The following is an 18061-nucleotide window of genomic DNA, read 5'->3' as shown; positions in this document are numbered from 1 at the left end:
TACCCCACCGGTGTGACAAACAGTCGGTATACCGGTCCGATCGGCCGCTGACGGCGGCGCCGACCGGTGTCATGGCCGTACGATTTCTTTGAGCCCGAGCAAGGAGATCAGACCGATGACCGATGCGCAGGACGAGCCCGTCGCGCTGCCCGCGGTGCGCGTCGGTGCCGCCGACCGTGAGATCGCGGTACGACGGCTGCACATCGCGGTGACCGAGGGTCGCCTGGACGTGCTGGAACTGGACCGGCGACTCGTCCAGGCCTACTCGGCACGGACCAGCGCCGAGCTGGTCGCGGTCACCGCCGACCTGCCGACGAGCAATGAACCGGTCGAACTGCGCACCAAGAGCGGCTCGCGCGACAAGCGCGGGCAGTGGATCGTCCCCACCGAGCTCATTGCCGAGTGTGGTTCCGGCAGCATCATTTTCGACTTCACCCAGGCACTATGCCCGCACAATGAGATCGCGCTGCACGCTTCCGTCGGCTCCGGCACCATCAAGCTGATCGTGCCGCGCGGGTGGCGGGCCGACGTCGATCGGGTGCGGACCAAGAGTGGCAGCGTGTCGAACCGGGCGACCGAGCCGCCGCTGCCGGGCGCGCCGGTGCTGCGGGTTGATGGGAAGGTCGGCTCCGGTTCCATCAGCGTGCGGTATCCGCGGCGGCCTCGCCGATCCTTCCTGGGCTGGTTGTTGCGCCGGCCACGCCCGGCCTGACCCCGTCGTGTTCTGGTGCGGGCTATTGCGCCGTCCGCAAAACAGAACTAAATTCTGTCTGTGAAGATTCGAGATCGGTTGCTGTTGGCGGCCGAGCGGCAGTTCGCGGAGCACGGCGCGCTGGAGGCGACGCTGGCCCAGATCCGCGACGCGGCGGGTGCCAGCGTCGGCGCTCTCTATCACCACTTTCCGGACAAGGCGGATCTGTATCGGCAGGTGTGGGCCAACGCCTTGGTCGACTACCAGCAGCACTTCTGGTCGGCGGTCGGCGACAGTTCCGATGCCAGCGAAGGGATTACCGCAGGCGTGCGGGAACACCTGCGCTGGGTCGCCGAGAATCAGTACCGGGCAAAGGTTCTCCTCTCCGCGCGGCCGCCGGGAGTACGGGAGAGCGACAGCAATCGCGAGTTCATGCGCAACGTCGCCCGCTGGTGGCGCACGCACGCCGGGTACGGCGCGGTGCGCGATCTGTCGCTAGATCTCGTCTACGCGCTGTGGCTCGGCCCGGCGCAGGAGTACTCGCGACATTGGCTCGACGGCAACATGCTCGCCGCGCCGACCGAGGTCGCGGACGAACTCGCCGACGCGGCCTGGCTGACGCTGGGGACGGCGCGGCCATGAAGCACGTTCCGCACCAACGACTATCGCGCCCATCCTGCGCGACCAAGGGATAGCTGATGACCGCAACCATCGATATCGACCTCGCCAAGAAGGTCCTCGCCGCGCAACCCTTCGCCGAGCTGGTCGGCACCGAGATCGCCGAATTCGGCGACGGCACCGCCACTCTGGTCGTCCCCCTTCGTCCCGAGCACGGCCAGCAATTCGGCTTCGTGCACGGCGGCGTGCTTGCCTACGCGGCCGACAACGCGCTCACCTTCGCCGCTGGCACCGCGCTCGGCGCGAACGTGCTGACCGGCGGCTTCGCCATCACTTATCTGCGCCCCGCCAAGGGCATTCGGTTGCGGGCCGCTGCCACCGTCACCGGAGCCACCCGCCGCCAGGCTGTGGTCCGCTGCGAGATCTATGTCGAGAACACCGACGACGAGCCGGTGCTGTGCGCGGTGGCGCAGGGCACCGCGCACAGTGTCGAACGGGAGCTGGCCGGTCACGCGTGACAGCCGTCCGCGTTGCCGTCCCGGGCCGGGCACGGTGGGGTTGCCCGGCCCGGGTTCGCCGCTCAGGCACCGGCTGTCGCGGCGACGTCGTCGAGAGACTCTGTCTCGCTGGCGGTTTTGCCGACGATGCGACGCAGCGCAGCGGTGAGCGCGCGGGGGTGGAGGTCTTCGTCGGAGCGACCGGCGACGATCCCGTCCGGCCGGACGAGCAGCGCGCCGCCCTCGGGCAGGCCGGTACGCGCGGACCATTCGGCGGCGGGTATTGCGTGCACGGTGATGTCGATTCCGGTGTCCCACTGTGCTTCACCGACCGCGTCGCGCCAGGCGGCCGAGGTGCCGGTGACCAGCAGCGCGAAGCCGGGGCCGTTCATATCCAGCGTAGAGATCTGCTGCGGCTCGTCGATCCACAGATGCGGCACCCGGGTACCGACCTGGCCGGTCAGTTGGTCGACGTGCAGTGCGTCCGCGTTGCCGCCCAGGACAGCGGACGAGGCGTACCGGTACCGGGTCATTACCGTGTCGGTACCGAGCTGGCGGGCGAGATCGGCTGCGTTGTCCGGGGTTTCGATGCCGTAGCGGGTGGCGAAGTCGGTGCCGAGCCTGGCCTGCTCGGCGGCGACGATCGCGCGCGGTCGCCGTTCCGGCTGGTAGCTGTCGAGCAACGTCGGGCTCGCCGTGCCGGACAGCACCGCCGCGAGTTTCCAGATCAGGTTGTGCGCGTCGGCGATGCCGGTGTTGGCGCCGTAACCACCCCACGGAGCGTGCCGGTGCGCGGCGTCGCCGACCAGGAAGATCCGGTCGCGGCGGTACTCGTTCGCGACGAAAACACCGGTGTCCCAAGCGGTTTTCGCCAGTACCTCGACCGCGATATCGGGCACGCCGATCGCGGCGCGGACCAGCTCGGCACAGCGCTTCGCCGAGTAGTCGGCGAGATCGGTACGCGCAGCATCGTATTCGACGTGGAACGACCATTCGTCGGTGTTGTTCTTCGCCAGCACCAGCGCGCGCACCGTGTCGTTGGCGATCTCGCACTGGCTGAAGGTGCGGCCGTGCAGCACCTCGGTGAGGTCGGTCCGCACGAAGATGTTGAGGTAGTGGTGCGTCGGCGGCAGTTCCCAGGCGGTGATCCCGAGCGCGCGCCGAATCGGGCTGCCCGCACCGTCGGCGGCGATGAGGTAGTCGGCCTGGATGGTCGAGATAGCGCCGGTCCGATCCCGCACAGTGGCGATGACACCGCGATCGGTGACCTCGAAGTCGCTCAACTCGACCCCGAAACGCAAGTCACCGCCGCGCTCGCGGGCCACGTCGGTCAGCAACGGCTCCAGCTGCACCTGTGGCAGGAAACAGAAGGTGGATGGACTCGGCGCGGGGTGCTCCAGGCTTTTCATGAAGTTGGCGAGCTCGAGCTGCTCGGCGGCCACCAGCGTGGCGCCCCGGCTCGCGCCGCCGAACCGGCCCGCCTTTATCGCGGTCGCGGCGGCCTGCTGGACCCGGTTCTCGATGCCGAGCTGCCGGAACAACTCGACGGTCCGGGTGTGCACGCCGCGGGAACGGGGCAGCACCGACCCGCCCGTCCGCTTCTCGACGAGCACGAAAGGCACGCCGTGATACTCGAGGAAGAGCGCGGCGGACAGTCCGACCAGACCACCGCCGACGATGAGAACGGGTACTTGCTGCGTCGAAGTCATGCATCGATGGTGTGCGTATCCGCTTGCACGACCCTTGCGTGTCGATTACACGAGCAGAGGCCGGGCACCTGAGGTGCCCGGCCCCGTTGCCCGCGTGTCAGGCGGTGGCCGCGAAGGCCCGTCCGTCCAAGGCGGGCTCGGCGACCGGCTCGATGGCGTAGGCCAGGATGTCGGCCACGTCACCGACGGGGCGGACGTCAAGTGCGGCAAGCACTTCGGCCGGGACGTCGTCCAGGTCCGGCTCGTTGCGGGCCGGGATGAACACCGTCTTCAGGCCTGCCCGCTGTGCCGCGAGCAGCTTCTGCTTGACGCCGCCGATCGGCAGCACCCGCCCGTTCAGCGTGACCTCGCCGGTCATGCCGACATCGGCGCGCACCTGCCTGCCCAGTGCCAGCGACACCAGCGCGGTGACCATGGTGACGCCCGCCGACGGTCCGTCCTTGGGGACCGCACCGGCCGGGAAGTGCACGTGGATATTGCGATCCAGCACCGACGGTTCGATGCCGATCTCCTCCAGGTGCGAGCGCACGTAGGTCAGCGCGATCTGCGCGGACTCCTTCATCACATCGCCGAGCTGACCGGTCAGGGTGAGCGAGCGCTCGCCCTCCGCGACGTTGGCCTCGATGTAGAGGACGTCGCCACCAAGGCCGGTGACCGCCAGTCCGGTCGCCACACCCGGCACCGCGGTGCGTTCCACCGAGTCGGGGGTGAAGCGTGGACGGCCCAGGTACTCCTTCAGATCACCCAGGTCGATGGTCAGCGACTGCTGCTCGCCGCCTTCGGACTTCACCAGCGCGTCGTTGCCCAGCTCGGCCTCGTAGCCGAGATCGGCTGTCGCCGAACCCGTTCCGTCCTCGGACAGCCGAGTCGCGGCCTTGCGCAACGCCTTCGCGATCAGCCGCTCCATCTGCCGAACTCCGGCTTCCCGGGTGTAGTTTGCGGCGATCTCGCGCAGTGCCTCGTCGGTGACGGTCACCTCGTCGGTGGTCAGCGCGTTGCGTTCCAGCTGCCTCGGCACCAGGAAGTCGCGGGCGATGCCGACCTTGTCGTCCTCGGTGTAGCCGTCGACGGTGATCAGCTCCATCCGGTCCAGCAGCGGGCCGGGGATGGTGTCCATGACGTTGGCGGTCGCGATGAACAGCACGTCGGACAGGTCGAGATCCAGATCCAGGTAGTGATCGCGGAACGTGTGGTTCTGCGCCGGATCCAGCACCTCGAGCAGCGCGGCCGCCGGGTCGCCACGGAAGTCCGAGCCGACCTTGTCGATCTCGTCGAGCAGGACAACGGGATTCATCGAACCCGCCTCCTTGATGGCGCGGACGATGCGGCCCGGCAGCGCGCCGACATAGGTGCGCCGGTGACCACGGATCTCGGCCTCGTCGCGCACACCACCGAGGGCGACGCGAACGAACTTGCGGCCCATGGCGCGAGCCACCGATTCACCAAGCGAGGTCTTGCCGACGCCGGGCGGACCGACCAGCGCGAGCACCGCGCCGGAACCACGTCCACCGACGACCTCCAGCCCACGCGAGGCCCGCCGGGAACGCACCGCCAAGTACTCGACCATCCGATCCTTGACCTCATCCAGGCCGTGGTGATCGGCGTCCAGCACCGCGCGGGCGGCCGAAACATCGGTGCTGTCGGTGGTTTTCACCGTCCACGGCAATTCGAGCACGGTGTCCAGCCAGGTCCGGATCCAGCCGGATTCCGGGCTCTGATCGCTGGCGCGCTCCAGCCTGCCGACCTCGCGCAGCGCCTCGGCGCGCACGTTCTCGGGCAGATCGGCCTGCTCCACCCGGGTGCGGTAGTCGTCGGCGCCGTCCGGCTCGTCCTCGCCGAGCTCCTTGCGGATCGCGTTGAGCTGCTGGCGCAGCAGGAACTCGCGCTGACTCTTCTCCAGGCCCTCGCGGACGTCGTCACTGATCTTCTCCGTGACCTCGGCCTCGGCGATATGGTCCTTGGTCCACTCGATCAGCGTGTTCAACCGCTGGATGACGTCGGGGGTTTCCAGCAACTCGCGCTTCTGATCGTCGCTCAGGTACGGCGCGTAGCCCGCGGTGTCGGCGATCGCCGACGGATCGGTCAGCTGATTGACCGCGTCGATGATCTGCCAGGCCTCGCGGCGCTGCAGTACCGAAACGACCAGCTTCTTGTATTCGGCGGCAAGCTCTTTTGTCCGGCCGTCCGGAGCGGGGACCTCGACCGGCTCGGCCTCGACCCACAGCGCGGCACCCGGCCCGGTCACCCCGTGCCCGATCTTCGCGCGCCGTTCGGCCTTCAGCACGGCCGCCGGTGCGCCACCGCGCATCCGCCCGACCTGCTCGATGGTTGCCACCACGCCGTAAGAGGCGTAGCCCTCGGTCAGCCGCGGCGCGAGCAGCACCGCGTCAGTCTTGGCCGCACGCGCGGCATCGATGGCAGCCTGCGCCGATTCGTCCAGTTCGATGGGCACGACCATGCCCGGCAGCACGATCGGATCGGTCAGGAACAGCACCGGCAGGTTCTGTGGTGTAGTCACGTGTTCGACCCTTCCAAAAGTTGAGCGATACCAACTCAACCCCGGCCCTCCCACCTTTGTTCCGGATATTTCCCGCGTTCGCTGTGGGCGAAGCAGGGGCCCGGCTGCGGGCTGGGGTGGTGTGGTGGGCGTGTTCCCAGGTAAACGCGGTGGGCTGGCTTATCGTTGGGGCGGCTGCGCCGCTGGTCGGTGGCAGTTTCGGTAAGGGCGCAGCGGACCCACGGAGGGGAGCATGTGCGTGAGTGGGCCGATGCGGGCCGGGCACGACTGGAAACAGGCCGGGGTGGTGGTCGCGGTGATCGCGGCGTTGATCGCGGTGCCGTCGGCGCTGGCCGCGCTGGTGCCGACGCGGGAGACGACGGTTGCCGCCGACGCGGAGATCGAGGTGACGGCGCCGGGGGAGGAACCGGACACGGTCGGGTTCGGCGGGGTCGGCGGGTGGCAGCGTAGGCCGACGGGGGATCGGACCACGGCGGTGCTGATCGCTCCGGATGGTTCGCGACTGGCGGTCAGTGTGATCGACGGGGTCACGGACTTCGATGACGCGGCGGACTGGCGGCTGAAAGTGCTCGGCGCGCAAGGTTTCGAGGCGTCCTTCGACGGCGGGGAGGTCAAGACGCCGAACGGGTTCAGCGGGCGGACCTGTCGCGGCACGGACCGCGCTGGGGTGTGCGCGATCGTCGGCAACGAGAAACTGGCGGTGACGCTGGTGCTGATCGGTGCTGACGCCACGCTGCCCGAGCTGACGCCGGTGCTCGAGTCGCTAGCGGTGCGCCGATGAGGTGGTTCCAGCCGACATCGGCGCTGTTCTGGGCGTACTGCCTGATCTCATTCCTCGGGCTACTCGGGCTGGTGTTCCAGTTGGCGCCGGTGGCCGCGCTGACCTGGCGTGACATCCTGGTCGGCCTGCCGTTCACGCTCGCGACCCTGCTCGTCTTCGGTTGGCTCGTCCTGCACCTGGATCGGTTGCGCGCACGGCGGCGGATCCGGACGCCGCTGGTCATGGGCTTTCTCTGGGGCGCGCTGGCCGGGCCGGGCATCGCGATGTTCGCCAACGACAACAACATGCGCATCATTCAAAACCTGGCCGGTGACGCGTTCGCCGTCGACTGGCAGGCACCGATTTCCGCGGCGATCGTGGAGGAGGCGGTGAAGGGCGTCGGCGTGTTCGCCGTCGCGTGGCTCGCTCGGCCGCTGCTGAATCGGCCGATCCACGGGCTGCTGCTCGGCGGCTGCACCGGCCTCGGCTTCCAGGTGGTCGAGAACATCACCTACTCGGCCAACGCCGGTTTGCTTTCCGCACAAGATGATTCGGCGACCGCGGTACTTGTCGGCATCGTGCGACTGCTCACCGGCATCACCTCGCACTGGATGCTCACCGCGCTGGCCGGCATCGGCATCGTGCTGGCGGTGGCGCGCCCGGATTGGCCGGCCGGGCGGCGCGCGCGGGTCCTCGTCACGTTCTATTTGCTCGGTGCCGCACTACATTTCGGCTGGGACGCGCCGAGCCCGGCGAGCATCCCGGTCGGATCGATCATTGTGCGGACGGTCCTCTACATCCTGATCTTCGCCGTCGTCTACACCTGGGTGCTGCACACCGAACGGCAATGGTTCCGCGCGGTGGTCAATTGGGCGGTGACGCGCGGGATCGCGCCTGCCGGTGAATTGAGCACGTTGATCTCGCGGCGAAGCCGGCGACGAGCCCGTAAAGCGGAGCGGTTGAGCGGTCAGTACAACCGTCGCTATCAGGTACAGCGGCAACGTGTGCTGCTCGACTGGGTGCAGGAGACCGGCGCGGGATCGGGCATTCGTATCCCGGCGTGAGGCTCACTTGCGCCTGGTGATCACCACCGGCTTGATCTCGGTGGGCACGCCGGCGAACGCGGCGACCGGAACCCCGAACGCGGCCGCGAGAATCTCGCGGGGCAGCGAATTCACCGTGGCCACGATGCCGATGTCGTCATTCGGTTCCTGCGCGCTGGTATTGAAAACCACCAGGACCTGCAGGGGTTGTTCGGTGCTCGCGTTGCCGAAGTAGTGGAAGAAGCCCTGCGGCACGAACACCAGATCGCCCTGCTTCGCCGCGAAGGCGTCGTTGCGATAGGTGCCGTCCGGATGGGTGCCGAGAATCGTCCAGTCGGCCTTGCCGGAAATGATGTAGTTGAGTTCCCACGCGGTCGGATGCCAATGCGGCTCCCGAATGGCGCCGACCTCGAGTTCGACAAAATAGACCGAGGCCTGCTGACCCGTCAGCACCGGAAAGGTGCCCTCGTGCGCGCCACGCAGGGTGCCGCCGTCGTACCGATCCGGCTCGGCCGAGGTGAGCCGGAACAGGTGTGAATCGGTGTCCAGCTTGGCATTCGATTCCGACGCGGGCATCGCGTTGCCCTGCTCGGCCCTGGCCGACCCACCCACCGTCGCGGCGAGCGCACCACCGATGGCCGCACCGCCGATGGCGGCACCGGTCCCGATGACCCGGCGACGACTGACCCGCGCCTCGTCCTCGGTCTGCGGAGCATCGGACTCTGGCTCTTCGGACACGCGACCTCCTGCGACGTCGGCGGTCCGCGACCGCGCGTAGGGGATGTCATGCTCGCGCCCAGGTCCAGCTCGGGCGCGCTCATGGTAGCCCCGCCGCGCTACCGTTCCCCCGCGTTGACACTCGCTCCGGCGCAATGACAATGTTGGGGCCTTGATACCTCATACCGGCGGTTCCGCCGGTTCGGCCTAGGGAGATCCATCGATGAGTTCACTCGCCGCCGGCGTGTTCATCGATTGGGAGGATCTGACGGGCCAGTCCAAGTTCGTGGTCGATCTGGTGACGTTCCCGATCTTCAGCGCGCTGGCGGGCTGGCTGACCAACTGGACCGGCGTGCTGATGTTGTTCTGGCCGGAGCGATTTCGCGGCTTTCGGATCCCGGGGCTGTATCTGCTCTATCCGTATTTCCCGCGCCGGGTACAGGTGCTGCCGACCTTCTCCGGCGACGGGCAGCAGCTCGGCTTCCAGGGGTTCATCCCGGCGCGGGCCGAGAAGATGGCCAGCATCTGCGTCGACAAGGCGCTGATGCGGATCGGCAGTCCGCGCGACTTCATTCACGAACTCGACCTGGACGGCATCGCCGACTACGTCGCGGTGCTCGCACGCAAACAGGTGCAGCCGCTGGTCGACGAGCTGATGAACCGGGAGAACCCCGACCTGTGGCGCAGTGTGCCGCGCGCGGCCAAGCAGATCATCTACCAGCGGGTGGATCGGGAGATGCCCGCGCTGTCGCGGCGCGCGTTCGAATCGCTGGGCGACAACGTCGATCAGCTCATCGATATCAAGAGCTTCGTCATCCGGTACCTGCAGGACAACCCCGGCATTCTGAAGGATCTGACCACCACCATCGCGGCGCCGGAGCTGCGCTTCATGGTCCGGATCGGCCTGCTCGGCGCGCCGTTCGGTTTGCTGCTCGCCCTGTATATGCATGTGCACCAGCACATTCCGGTGCTCGGCTGGGTGCCTGGCTGGGTGATCGTGCTGCTCGCCTCTGCGACGATCGGCGTGATCGTCAATGTCGTCGCGGTCAAGATGGTGTTCGAGCCCGGCGACCCGCAGCCTTGGTACAAGTACCTCTGGCAGCAGGCGCTGCTTGCCAAGCGGCAGCCGCAGGCCGCCACCGACCTCGCGCACATCCTGGCCTACCAGGTGCTCACCCTGCCGAACCTGTCGCGGGAACTGCTGGACGGCCCCAACGGCGACAAGACCCACCAGCTGCTGGAACGGCTCATCTCCGACGAGATCCATCGGCAGCTCGGCCCGACCACCTCGTTCGTGCGCGCGGCGCTCGGCCGTCGCAAGTTCGACAACCTCAAGGCGGGCGCGGCCGGTGCCGCCGTCGGGCTCGCGCCGAGCCTGGCCGAGGACGAGGAATTCATCCTGGAGCAGGCCAACACCATCGATGTATTCGCGGCACGCAAGCTCAGGCAGCTGACGCCGGGGGAGTTCATGGAGATGTTCTATGCCTCGGTCGAGCAGGACGCGTGGCTGCTCTATCTGCATGGCGCGGTGCTCGGGTTGGCGGTCGGCGCCTCGCACCTGATCATTTTCGGCTGGTGAACAAGCCTGCTGGGCCGTCGGCATAAATACAAGCACGCGTGCTTGCATTTATTGGCGGCCACTGCGATGCTGAACCGCGACGGCACACGAGGTGGTGTGCGTTCGAGTGATCGGCACGCGGCGTGCGCGACGGGCCCGAAGGCGGCAGCCTACGTGACCACGGAGGGACCCGTGCACGCCGCGATTAGATAGGGAACAGATGGCTGACCTCGAGGCGCTGCTCAACGATTTCGCCGACGAGTGCGCGGACCTGGAACGCATCGTCACCCCGCTGCCCGCGGCCGACTGGGCCCGCCCGACACCCGCGGCCGGCTGGACCATCGCCCATCAGATCGGCCATCTGGCCTGGACCGATGAGGTCGCCACGCTGGCCGCCGCCGATGACGCGGGCTTCCAGCGACTGGTCGCCGAGGCCGCGCCCAACGCGCTGACCTTCGTCGACGAGGCTGCCGAGGAGGCGTCGACCACGCCGCCCGCGGAGCTGCTCGACCGGTGGCACCGCGGCCAGCAGACACTCACCGACGCTCTGCGCGTCGTCCCCGCTGGCAGCAAGCTGCCATGGTTCGGCCCGCCGATGAGCGCCGCCTCGATGATCACCGCCCGCATCATGGAAACCTGGGCACACGGTCAGGACGTGGCCGACGCCCTCGGCATCACCCGCACCCCCACCGCGCGGCTGCGCACCGTGGCCCACATCGGCGCGCGCACCAGGAACTACGCCTACACCGTGCACGGAAAGACCCCACCCGCAACCGAATTCCGGGTCGAGCTCACCGCACCCGACGGCACGATCTGGCCGTGGGGGCCCGAGGACGCGGCGCAACGGGTGACCGGACCGGCCCTCGACTTCTGCCTGCTGGTGACCCAGCGCCGCCACCCCGACGACCTCGCGATTACGGTGGTCGGCGCGGACGCGGCGGAATGGCTCACCCTCGCACAGGCTTTCGCCGGACCGGCGGGATCGGGCCGGACAGCGGGTCAATTCGCCTGAAACGGCAGCGACGGCCGGATGCGTACATCCGGCCGTCGCCCACCCGACCCGATCCATAGATTCGGGAGCGGGCGAGCGCCACACTTGGGTGCGCCGTTCGTGTCGGCCGGACGCCATTGGCCGGGTGTCTCGATGTGGCAGTCGAGGATGACGCTCGCCAGCTAAAGAACTATTTACCCGCCCTCGAGGTGCTAGAAACATAAACAACCCCCCGGATTCGGCGCTGGTTTGCCGACCGATCCGCTCGGGTGTGTGATTCTGCTCTCCCCGGCGCGATACCCCCTACGGCCACGTCGTAACCTGGACGACTGTACGGCTTTCAACGATGCGGGCCGCGCTGCCAGGGGGAGCAGGGGCACCAGGGAAGGGACGCATCGTGACCAGAAACAAGCACGGAGCGCTTGCGAGCCGCGCATGCGCGAGGCCGCACGTCCAGATCGCTCGGCACGCCGCGATCGTGCTCGCGGGTGCCGCAAGCCTCAGCCTCACCGTGGTCGCCGGGACCTACATCGTGCACGAGATGGCCGAGCTCAATCGACCCGGCGGCGAGGTCGCCGCACCACCCGTGCAGGCCGTCGAGGGTCCGCTGAGCGATACGGGCTGGACAGACACCGTGCTGACCGGCGGTCACTTCGAATTGCCCGCGATCTTCACTACGCACCCGCACACCGTGGTCGTGCCCACCCCGAAAGCGGCTGACCCGCACGTTGATTCGACGTTCGTACCACGACCGAGCGTCGGCGGGAACCTGCGGCTCGGCGACGCTTACCTGGACGCACAGGTGGCCGCCGTGCGCACCGACACGATCTCGATCACCGTTGGCACCAACGCCTTCACCGTGCTGACCGGCCACACCCCGCTCGACGAGCACGCGAGGGCAACCCAGCTGCGTACCGAATTCGATACGCGCAGTGGCGAAGTGCTGCTGATGCTCACCGATCCGGCACTGGGCGAACACGATCTACGTCTCAATCGCACCCCGGCACCGAATACGAAACCCGCGCCGGAGACGACCCGCGGTCTCGAACCGACCGCAACCGAGCCCGCCAACGCGCACCGCGGCGCGGAACCGGCCGTGGCCGTATAACTCTCGGCCTACTGTTCTCCTATGCCGGACAGTACGTACGACTTCTGTGTGATCGGCGGTGGCATCGTCGGGGTGGCGACGGCGCATCGAATACTGCAACGCCATTCCGGTGCGACCCTCGTGCTACTGGAGAAGGCCGCGGCACTAGCCACCCATCAGACCGGGCACAACAGCGGCGTCATCCATTCGGGTATCTACTATCCGCCGGACAGCCTGAAAGCGCGGCTGTGTCGCCGCGGAGCGAGCTGGACAAAGAAATTCGCTGCGGCACAAGGAATTCCGTTCGAGGTGTGCGGCAAGCTGCTGGTCGCCACCGATGCGGCCGAGCGGCGCAGGATGCTGGCCCTGCACGAGCGTTCGATCGCCAACGGCGTCGCGGTCGAGCTGCTCGACGCCGCCGAACTCCATCGGCGCGAGCCGAAGGTGACCGGCGTCGGCGCGTTGTTCGTGCCGGACACCGGCATCGTCGACTACACCGCGATAACCGGCGCGCTCGCCGACGAGGTCCGCTCTGCGGGCGGGCAATTGGTCTTCGGCGCCGAGATCACCTCGCTCACCGAGACCGCCGCCGCGGTCACCGCCGCGGGACCGACTGGGTCGTGGACCGCCCGCACCCTGGTGGCCTGCGCGGGCCTACAGGCCGATCGGCTGGCCCGAATGGCCGGGCTGCGCAACGATTTCCGGATCGTGCCGTTCCGCGGCGAGTACTACCAGCTGCCGCCGGAGCGGGCCGGGCTGGTGCGCACGCTGATCTACCCGATCCCCGATCCCACGCTGCCCTTCCTCGGCGTGCATCTGAGTCCGACCATCGACGGCACGCTGACCGTCGGCCCGAACGCGGTGCTCGGGCTGGCCAGGGAGGGTTACCGCAAGGGCAGTTTCGACGCCAAGGACGCGCGCGCGGTGCTCGGCTTTCCCGGCGTGCACCGGGTGGCCGCGGCGAATGTCCGAACCGGGCTGCGCGAACTGCGTAATTCACTGTTCAAACGCGGGTATCTGGCCGAATGCCGGCGCTACTGTCCCGAGCTGACCCTCGCCGATCTGCGGCCACGCGAGGCGGGCATTCGCGCGCAGGCGGTGCTGCGCGACGGAACGTTGGTGCACGACTTCATGATCGAGCGCACGCCTCGCTCGGTGCATGTGCTCAACGCACCGTCGCCCGCGGCCACCTCCGCCATGCCGATCGCGGAGCACATCGTCGATCAACTCTGAGCCGATGACTCGAACGAGAACCAGACCGACCGGTCCAATACAGCTACTGACCAGCGATAATTGCCAAGCAACCGCTCGGTAGCAATGTGGAAAACCAGCGCACCAAATACCGCCCAACCCCTCCAATAAAGAGGAGAACTGTAGTACTTTTAACGCCAGTCGTGGAACCCAGCGACGTGAGCCACCGGCCAGGAGGAGGCAGCTCACGTAACCACGGAGGGACGGCGAAGGCCGCCAATCTAGCAGGGAGGGCCGATGGGCCACATCAAGTACGCGAGTGACGTCGGGGCACCGGTCGAGGTGGCCTTCACCTACACGGACAACCATCTGTTCGTACCGGACTGGATGTTCGCGGTCGCCGCCTTCGAGCCGACCGGCCAACTCGACTCCGGCGTCGGCGCCCGCTTCACGACCACCGCGCGGCTGGTGCTCTGGCGGCCGACGATGACATGCGAGGTCACCGAATATCGTCGCAACGTGGTGATCGGGTATACGCTGCGTGGGCGTTTGTCCGGGACCCTGACGCTGCGCTTCGACCCGCTCGGATACGGGCGGTCGGTGCTGACGTCCGAGGCGGAGTACAGCCCCCCGCGTGGCTTGCTCGGCCGCCTCTGTGCCGGTCTGGTGGATTCCGCCGTGAAATCGGCGCTCCGCCGCACCGAGTCCCAATTGCGAAGGGAGATAGAAGAATTCCACGGTACCGATCTTGTCGGTCGGATTGCGTAGGGTGCCAGCCATGATCATCGTGAGCACCGACGGATCCTGCCTCCGCAATCCCGGTGGCGCCATCGGCTGGGCTTGGGTCAATCATCAGGGCTCCTCGTCGAGCGGCGGCGGGCCGACGGGCACCAATCAGGTCGCTGAGCTACGCGCGGTACTGGAGGCGATTCTCGCCCATCCCGGCGCCGAACCCCTACTGATCGAAAGCGATTCGCTCTACGCGATCAAGTGCGCGTCGGAATGGATCTCCAGTTGGCGGGTCAACGGCTGGCGCACCTCCACCGGCGGCGCCGTCAAGAACGTCGAGCTCATCCGGCAGATCGACAAAGCGATCGCCAGCAGGCCGGGCCCGGTCCGGTTCCGTTGGGTCCGTGGACATGTCGGCAACTACTTCAACGAGCAGGCCGACGCGCTTGCCGGTGAAGCGGCTCGGAAGGCAGCCGTCTCGGCGGCCGTCGCCGAGGCGAACACCGCGGAAATTCTCGCGGTGACTGTGGAAGAAACGCCGACGGCGCCGGAAGCGCCGATCGACAAGGCCGCGGGGAAGGTGGCCGCGCCGTCGGCGCCGCAGACTCTGACGCTGTTCTGAACCGTCAGCGCGGACAACGACTGCCCGAATGACCTCCGGCGGTGGTGGCTCGGCCCACCGCCGGAGGCACTCGTAGAGCTAGTTACCCGGCTGCGGGGCGGGCGCGGGCTGCCCGCCCGGCGGCGCGGGTGCCCCACCGGGAGCAGGTGTTCCACCGGGCCCGGGCGCACCGGGGGCGGGAGCCGGAGCACCGGGCAGCCCGGTGCCAGTGCCCTTGAGCATCGGCGAATCGAGCTTCTCGACCAGCCACTTGTCGCCGGACTTGGTGAGCTGCGCGACGAAGACGACGTACTGCCGCTCCGGCGTCGTCTGGGTGAAGTTGGTCCGGTACTGGGTGAGGGTGACCAGCACCTTCGCCTCGGTCTTGTCACCGGACTGGTAACCGCACTGCACGTCGTCGGTCCAGGACTTCACCTGAGCCTTCACCATGGCATCCTGCAGCGCCTTGGTCGCGTCGTCGAACTCCTTGAGGAATTCGCCGCTGGCCCCGGACTTCACCTTGGTGAAGTAGTCGTCGAGATTCTTTGTGTAGTCGTAGTCGGAGACGTCCTTGGCGAAGGCGCATCCGGCCTGCGTCGAATCCCGGATCGCGTCGAGCTTGTCGCCGCGGTCCTTGCCCTGCAGGAAGAACACCACCACCGCGGTGATCGCGGCCACCGCGAGCACGCCGGCCACGAACGCGGCGATCAGCGGCACCGAGGTGGGCCGGCCCTTGGTGGCCGGGCTGCTGCCCGCACCCTTACCGAGATCGGTCTTCGGCGCTGCCTCATCGGCCTTGTCGATCGCGACGGTGTCGGTCGCCGACGACTCGGAATCCGGCTTCGGCAGTTCGGGCTTCGCCGCGGTCGCGTCCTCGGCCTTCCCTGCCGCATCGCTCGCGGGCACCGCGGCGCCCTCGGTGTCTTTATTGGTGTCGGCGTCATCGGTGGACATCGATACAAACCTGCACTTTCCCGGCGCGCGGGCGCACCGATCGACTGACGGGCCCGCATCTCGGGCGAACCGTACGCGTTGTCTCGGCGAGTATGCCCGGACCCACGGTTTCGTCGCGGGACCGGGGGCGACTCACCGCACCGGGGGCAGGGTCCGCTCGTTCGGATCCACACCCGGCGGCATTTGCGCGCCGTTGTTCGGCACATCGGGGCGCGGCGCGTTGGCCGCGCCACGGATTTCCAGGCCAGGAGGCGTGTTCTCGCAGTAGTTCCACTTGGGAATCGTGCCGTCCTGGACGACTTCATTGCGGATATGCGGCGTGTTGTAAGTGCAGTACGGCCGCGGCCAGATGTCGAGGATGGCGTGGAATTCGCCCTCGTGCGCGGGCACGCCGAGCGCGTCCGCGCCGAGCGCGAGCGAGGGGAACAGCGCGCGCAACGCGGGCAGACGCAGCTGCGCGGCCTTGGTCATCGCGGCGAAGTTGGTGGCCAGGCTGGTGATCGGATCACTGGTCTTGTCCAGCACCGCGCCGAGGCTGCTCAGCTGTCCGGGCGCCTTTTCGAGGATGCCTTGCAGTTCGGTGTTGGCGTTGTTGAACTGTTCGAACAGCGTGCCGGAATTGCGGGTCAGCGTGCCGAGGTCGGGCTGGGCATTGGAGGTCGTGTTCGCGACGGTGCGCAGGTTGGCAATCAGGTTGGTGGTCTGCGGCAGCAGATTGTCGAACCCGGCCATGGCCAGACTGATGCCGTTGATCATGCCGCGCAACTGATCAGGGCCGCCGCTGAGCGCGGTATCGAGTTCGCGCAGGATGACGCTGAACTTGTCCGGATCGACCTGCGCGATGAGCGCGCTGGCGTTTTCGAAGACCGACCAGATCGGGGTCGGCGTCTTGATCTTCGCCGCGTCGTACTTGATCACCGCGCCGTCGCCGAGAAACGGCGCCCGCTCGGTGGCCGGGCGGAAGTCGATGTACTGCTCGCCCGCGCCGGAGAGGGCCTGCACCGAGATCTCGGTGTCGACCGGGATCTTGTACTTGCTTTCGATTTCGGCCGCCGCGGCGATGGCTTGCCCGCGATCGGTCAGCTTGATCGAGGTCACCTTGCCGACCCGGTAGCCGCGCAGGGTCACATCGTTGCCCGGCTGCAGCCCGCCCGAGCGGTCCAGGTTCACCGTGACGGTGTAACTGGACTTCAACGGGTTCACCCGCATGACGCTGATCATCAAGTAGGTGGCACCGATCAGGAACACCAGCACCAGGCCGATGCTGGACAGCACCAGCTTGTGCTGCATCAGTTTCGCCATCATCGGTGGCCCCCCTGCACTCGGTTCTGCACGATCTGCAGCACCTGGATCAAGCTGCCCGCGAGATCCTGGATGTCACGCAGGTCCTGGAATCCGCCGTGCTGCGGATCGGTCAGCGCGCTGAGGTCGAGGTTGGTCGCGGTGGCGTAGATGGCGAAGCTGCCGCCGCGGAAGGTGTTGTCCACCTTGGGCCGGATCTCCCGGAACCGATCGAGCAGGATGCCGAGGTTGTCGCCGGTATTGGCCAACGCGTCCATCAACTTGTGGGTGTTGTCGAGCAGGCTGCCCAGCTGCTGGCCGGAGGTGTCGGCGTAGTCACCGAGCGCGGCGCTGGTGGTGGACACCTTGGTCAGCAGATCGCCGATGGCCCGGTTGTTTTCGGCGATGGCGCCGATCATCTGCGGCAGCGTGTCGGCCACCTGGCCGAGCTCACCGCGGCGGGCCTCGATGGTGTTGGCCAGCGCGCTGAACTCGTTGAGCACGCCGTCGACCTTCGCGCTGTTGTCGTTCAAACTGCCGACCACACCGGTCATTTCGGTGATCAGGTGGGACAGCTGACCGCCACGACCACCGACGATGGAGTCCAGCTCCGAGGTCAGCTTGCTGAGGCTGGCGACACCACCGCCGTTGAACAGCAGCGAGATCGAGATCAGCAGCTGCTCTACTGTCGCGCCCGCCGAGGTCTTGTCCAAGCCGAGAGTGTCGCCGTTGTGCAGCATTTCGGTGCCCGACCCGGCCTTGGCCTTGGACACCGCGACGAACACGTCACCGAGCGGCGTGGCCTGGCGCAACTCCGCGGTGCTGTCCTTGGGCAGCTCGATGTCCTTGCGGATGGTCAGGTCGACAACGGCCTGGAAGTTCTTGGTCTTGATGTTGGAGACCACCCCGACATCGGAACCGCCGATCTTCACCTTCGCCTGGTCCGGCAGGTTCAGCGCGTTCTCGAAAACCGCGTGCACGGTGTAGGTTTCGCCGGAAACACCGGGCTTGGGCAGCGGAAGTTTCTCCACCGTGAGACCGCAGCCGGAGGTGATCCCGACGCCCGCCACCGCCGCGACGGCCACCAGCGCGCGGCGTGCCTTGATCGTCATTCGG

17 protein-coding genes are annotated in these 18061 nt (G+C 67.5%); 11 read left to right on the top strand and 6 right to left on the bottom strand.

The features are described 5' to 3' along the window. The first annotated feature begins 115 nt into the window (after window positions 1–115). Genes ACIA8C_RS10460 through ACIA8C_RS10450 form a run of 3 tightly spaced genes read left to right on the top strand, consistent with a single transcriptional unit; the run spans window position 116 to window position 1827 of the window. A complete protein-coding gene (locus ACIA8C_RS10460; protein WP_397133113.1) occupies window positions 116–712 on the top strand; it encodes a DUF1707 domain-containing protein in 597 nt (198 codons plus the stop codon). A gap of 60 nt (window positions 713–772) precedes the next feature. Next, window positions 773–1333 (top strand): TetR/AcrR family transcriptional regulator, encoded by a 561-nt coding sequence (locus ACIA8C_RS10455; protein ID WP_397133111.1) that lies wholly within the window; start codon window positions 773–775, stop codon window positions 1331–1333. Between the two features lie 56 nt (window positions 1334–1389). Beyond that, window positions 1390–1827, top strand: coding sequence for a PaaI family thioesterase (locus ACIA8C_RS10450; protein WP_397133109.1), 438 nt, complete (start codon window positions 1390–1392; stop codon window positions 1825–1827). 62 nt (window positions 1828–1889) lie between these two features. Here the strand turns inward: ACIA8C_RS10450 and ACIA8C_RS10445 are convergent, their stop codons facing one another. Both ACIA8C_RS10445 and lon read right to left on the bottom strand, forming a co-directional pair. Then, the gene (locus tag ACIA8C_RS10445) at window positions 1890–3515 is read right to left on the bottom strand and encodes an FAD-dependent monooxygenase (RefSeq protein WP_397133107.1); all 1626 of its coding nucleotides are present in this window, start codon (window positions 3513–3515) and stop codon (window positions 1890–1892) included. A 97-nt stretch (window positions 3516–3612) separates the two neighbouring features. Next, window positions 3613–5973, bottom strand: a complete 2361-nt coding sequence (gene lon, locus ACIA8C_RS10440) for an endopeptidase La (RefSeq protein ID WP_397133802.1) — start codon at window positions 5971–5973, stop codon at window positions 3613–3615. 298 nt (window positions 5974–6271) lie between these two features. Here lon and ACIA8C_RS10435 point away from each other — a divergent pair, with 298 nt between their 5' ends. Together ACIA8C_RS10435 and ACIA8C_RS10430 are read left to right on the top strand one after the other, a co-directional pair. Beyond that, a complete protein-coding gene (locus tag ACIA8C_RS10435; protein ID WP_397133105.1) occupies window positions 6272–6814 on the top strand; it encodes a hypothetical protein in 543 nt (180 codons plus the stop codon). After that, window positions 6811–7857 (top strand): PrsW family intramembrane metalloprotease, encoded by a 1047-nt coding sequence (locus tag ACIA8C_RS10430; RefSeq protein ID WP_397133103.1) that lies wholly within the window; start codon window positions 6811–6813, stop codon window positions 7855–7857. Before ACIA8C_RS10435 ends, ACIA8C_RS10430 begins: the two co-directional genes overlap by 4 nt. Before the next feature lie 3 nt (window positions 7858–7860). Here ACIA8C_RS10430 and ACIA8C_RS10425 read toward each other — a convergent pair whose 3' ends face one another. Continuing rightward, a complete protein-coding gene (locus ACIA8C_RS10425) occupies window positions 7861–8574 on the bottom strand; it encodes a cupin domain-containing protein (RefSeq protein ID WP_397133101.1) in 714 nt (237 codons plus the stop codon). Between the two features lie 202 nt (window positions 8575–8776). Between ACIA8C_RS10425 and ACIA8C_RS10420 the strand changes: the two genes are divergently transcribed. From ACIA8C_RS10420 to ACIA8C_RS10395, 6 genes are all read left to right on the top strand, one after another. Then, window positions 8777–10132, top strand: a complete 1356-nt coding sequence (locus ACIA8C_RS10420) for a hypothetical protein (RefSeq protein ID WP_397133099.1) — start codon at window positions 8777–8779, stop codon at window positions 10130–10132. Between the two features lie 199 nt (window positions 10133–10331). Continuing rightward, window positions 10332–11123: a TIGR03084 family metal-binding protein gene (locus tag ACIA8C_RS10415; protein ID WP_397133097.1), complete on the top strand. Its 792-nt coding sequence runs from the start codon at window positions 10332–10334 to the stop codon at window positions 11121–11123. A gap of 376 nt (window positions 11124–11499) precedes the next feature. Next, window positions 11500–12210 (top strand): hypothetical protein, encoded by a 711-nt coding sequence (locus tag ACIA8C_RS10410; protein ID WP_397133095.1) that lies wholly within the window; start codon window positions 11500–11502, stop codon window positions 12208–12210. A gap of 21 nt (window positions 12211–12231) precedes the next feature. After that, window positions 12232–13422, top strand: coding sequence for an L-2-hydroxyglutarate oxidase (gene lhgO, locus ACIA8C_RS10405; protein WP_397133093.1), 1191 nt, complete (start codon window positions 12232–12234; stop codon window positions 13420–13422). A 255-nt stretch (window positions 13423–13677) separates the two neighbouring features. Beyond that, window positions 13678–14148, top strand: coding sequence for an SRPBCC family protein (locus ACIA8C_RS10400; RefSeq protein ID WP_397133091.1), 471 nt, complete (start codon window positions 13678–13680; stop codon window positions 14146–14148). 10 nt (window positions 14149–14158) lie between these two features. Then, window positions 14159–14731, top strand: coding sequence for a ribonuclease H (locus ACIA8C_RS10395; protein WP_397133089.1), 573 nt, complete (start codon window positions 14159–14161; stop codon window positions 14729–14731). A 78-nt stretch (window positions 14732–14809) separates the two neighbouring features. On the opposite strand, the gene ACIA8C_RS10390 is transcribed toward ACIA8C_RS10395, so the two are convergent. From ACIA8C_RS10390 to ACIA8C_RS10380, 3 genes are all read right to left on the bottom strand, one after another. Next, window positions 14810–15664 (bottom strand): hypothetical protein, encoded by an 855-nt coding sequence (locus tag ACIA8C_RS10390; RefSeq protein WP_397133087.1) that lies wholly within the window; start codon window positions 15662–15664, stop codon window positions 14810–14812. A 132-nt stretch (window positions 15665–15796) separates the two neighbouring features. Next, window positions 15797–16969, bottom strand: a complete 1173-nt coding sequence (locus ACIA8C_RS10385) for an MlaD family protein (RefSeq protein WP_397133085.1) — start codon at window positions 16967–16969, stop codon at window positions 15797–15799. After that, a complete protein-coding gene (locus ACIA8C_RS10380; protein ID WP_397133083.1) occupies window positions 16966–18057 on the bottom strand; it encodes an MCE family protein in 1092 nt (363 codons plus the stop codon). Before ACIA8C_RS10380 ends, ACIA8C_RS10385 begins: the two co-directional genes overlap by 4 nt. Between the last annotated feature and the right edge of the window lie 4 nt (window positions 18058–18061).

This window comes from Nocardia sp. NPDC051321 (assembly GCF_044455225.1).
In the GTDB taxonomy this organism is placed as follows: Bacteria; Actinomycetota; Actinomycetes; order Mycobacteriales; family Mycobacteriaceae; genus Nocardia.
Note: the sequence above shows the minus strand (reverse complement) of the source record. Positions and strands in the feature narration are given on the sequence as shown.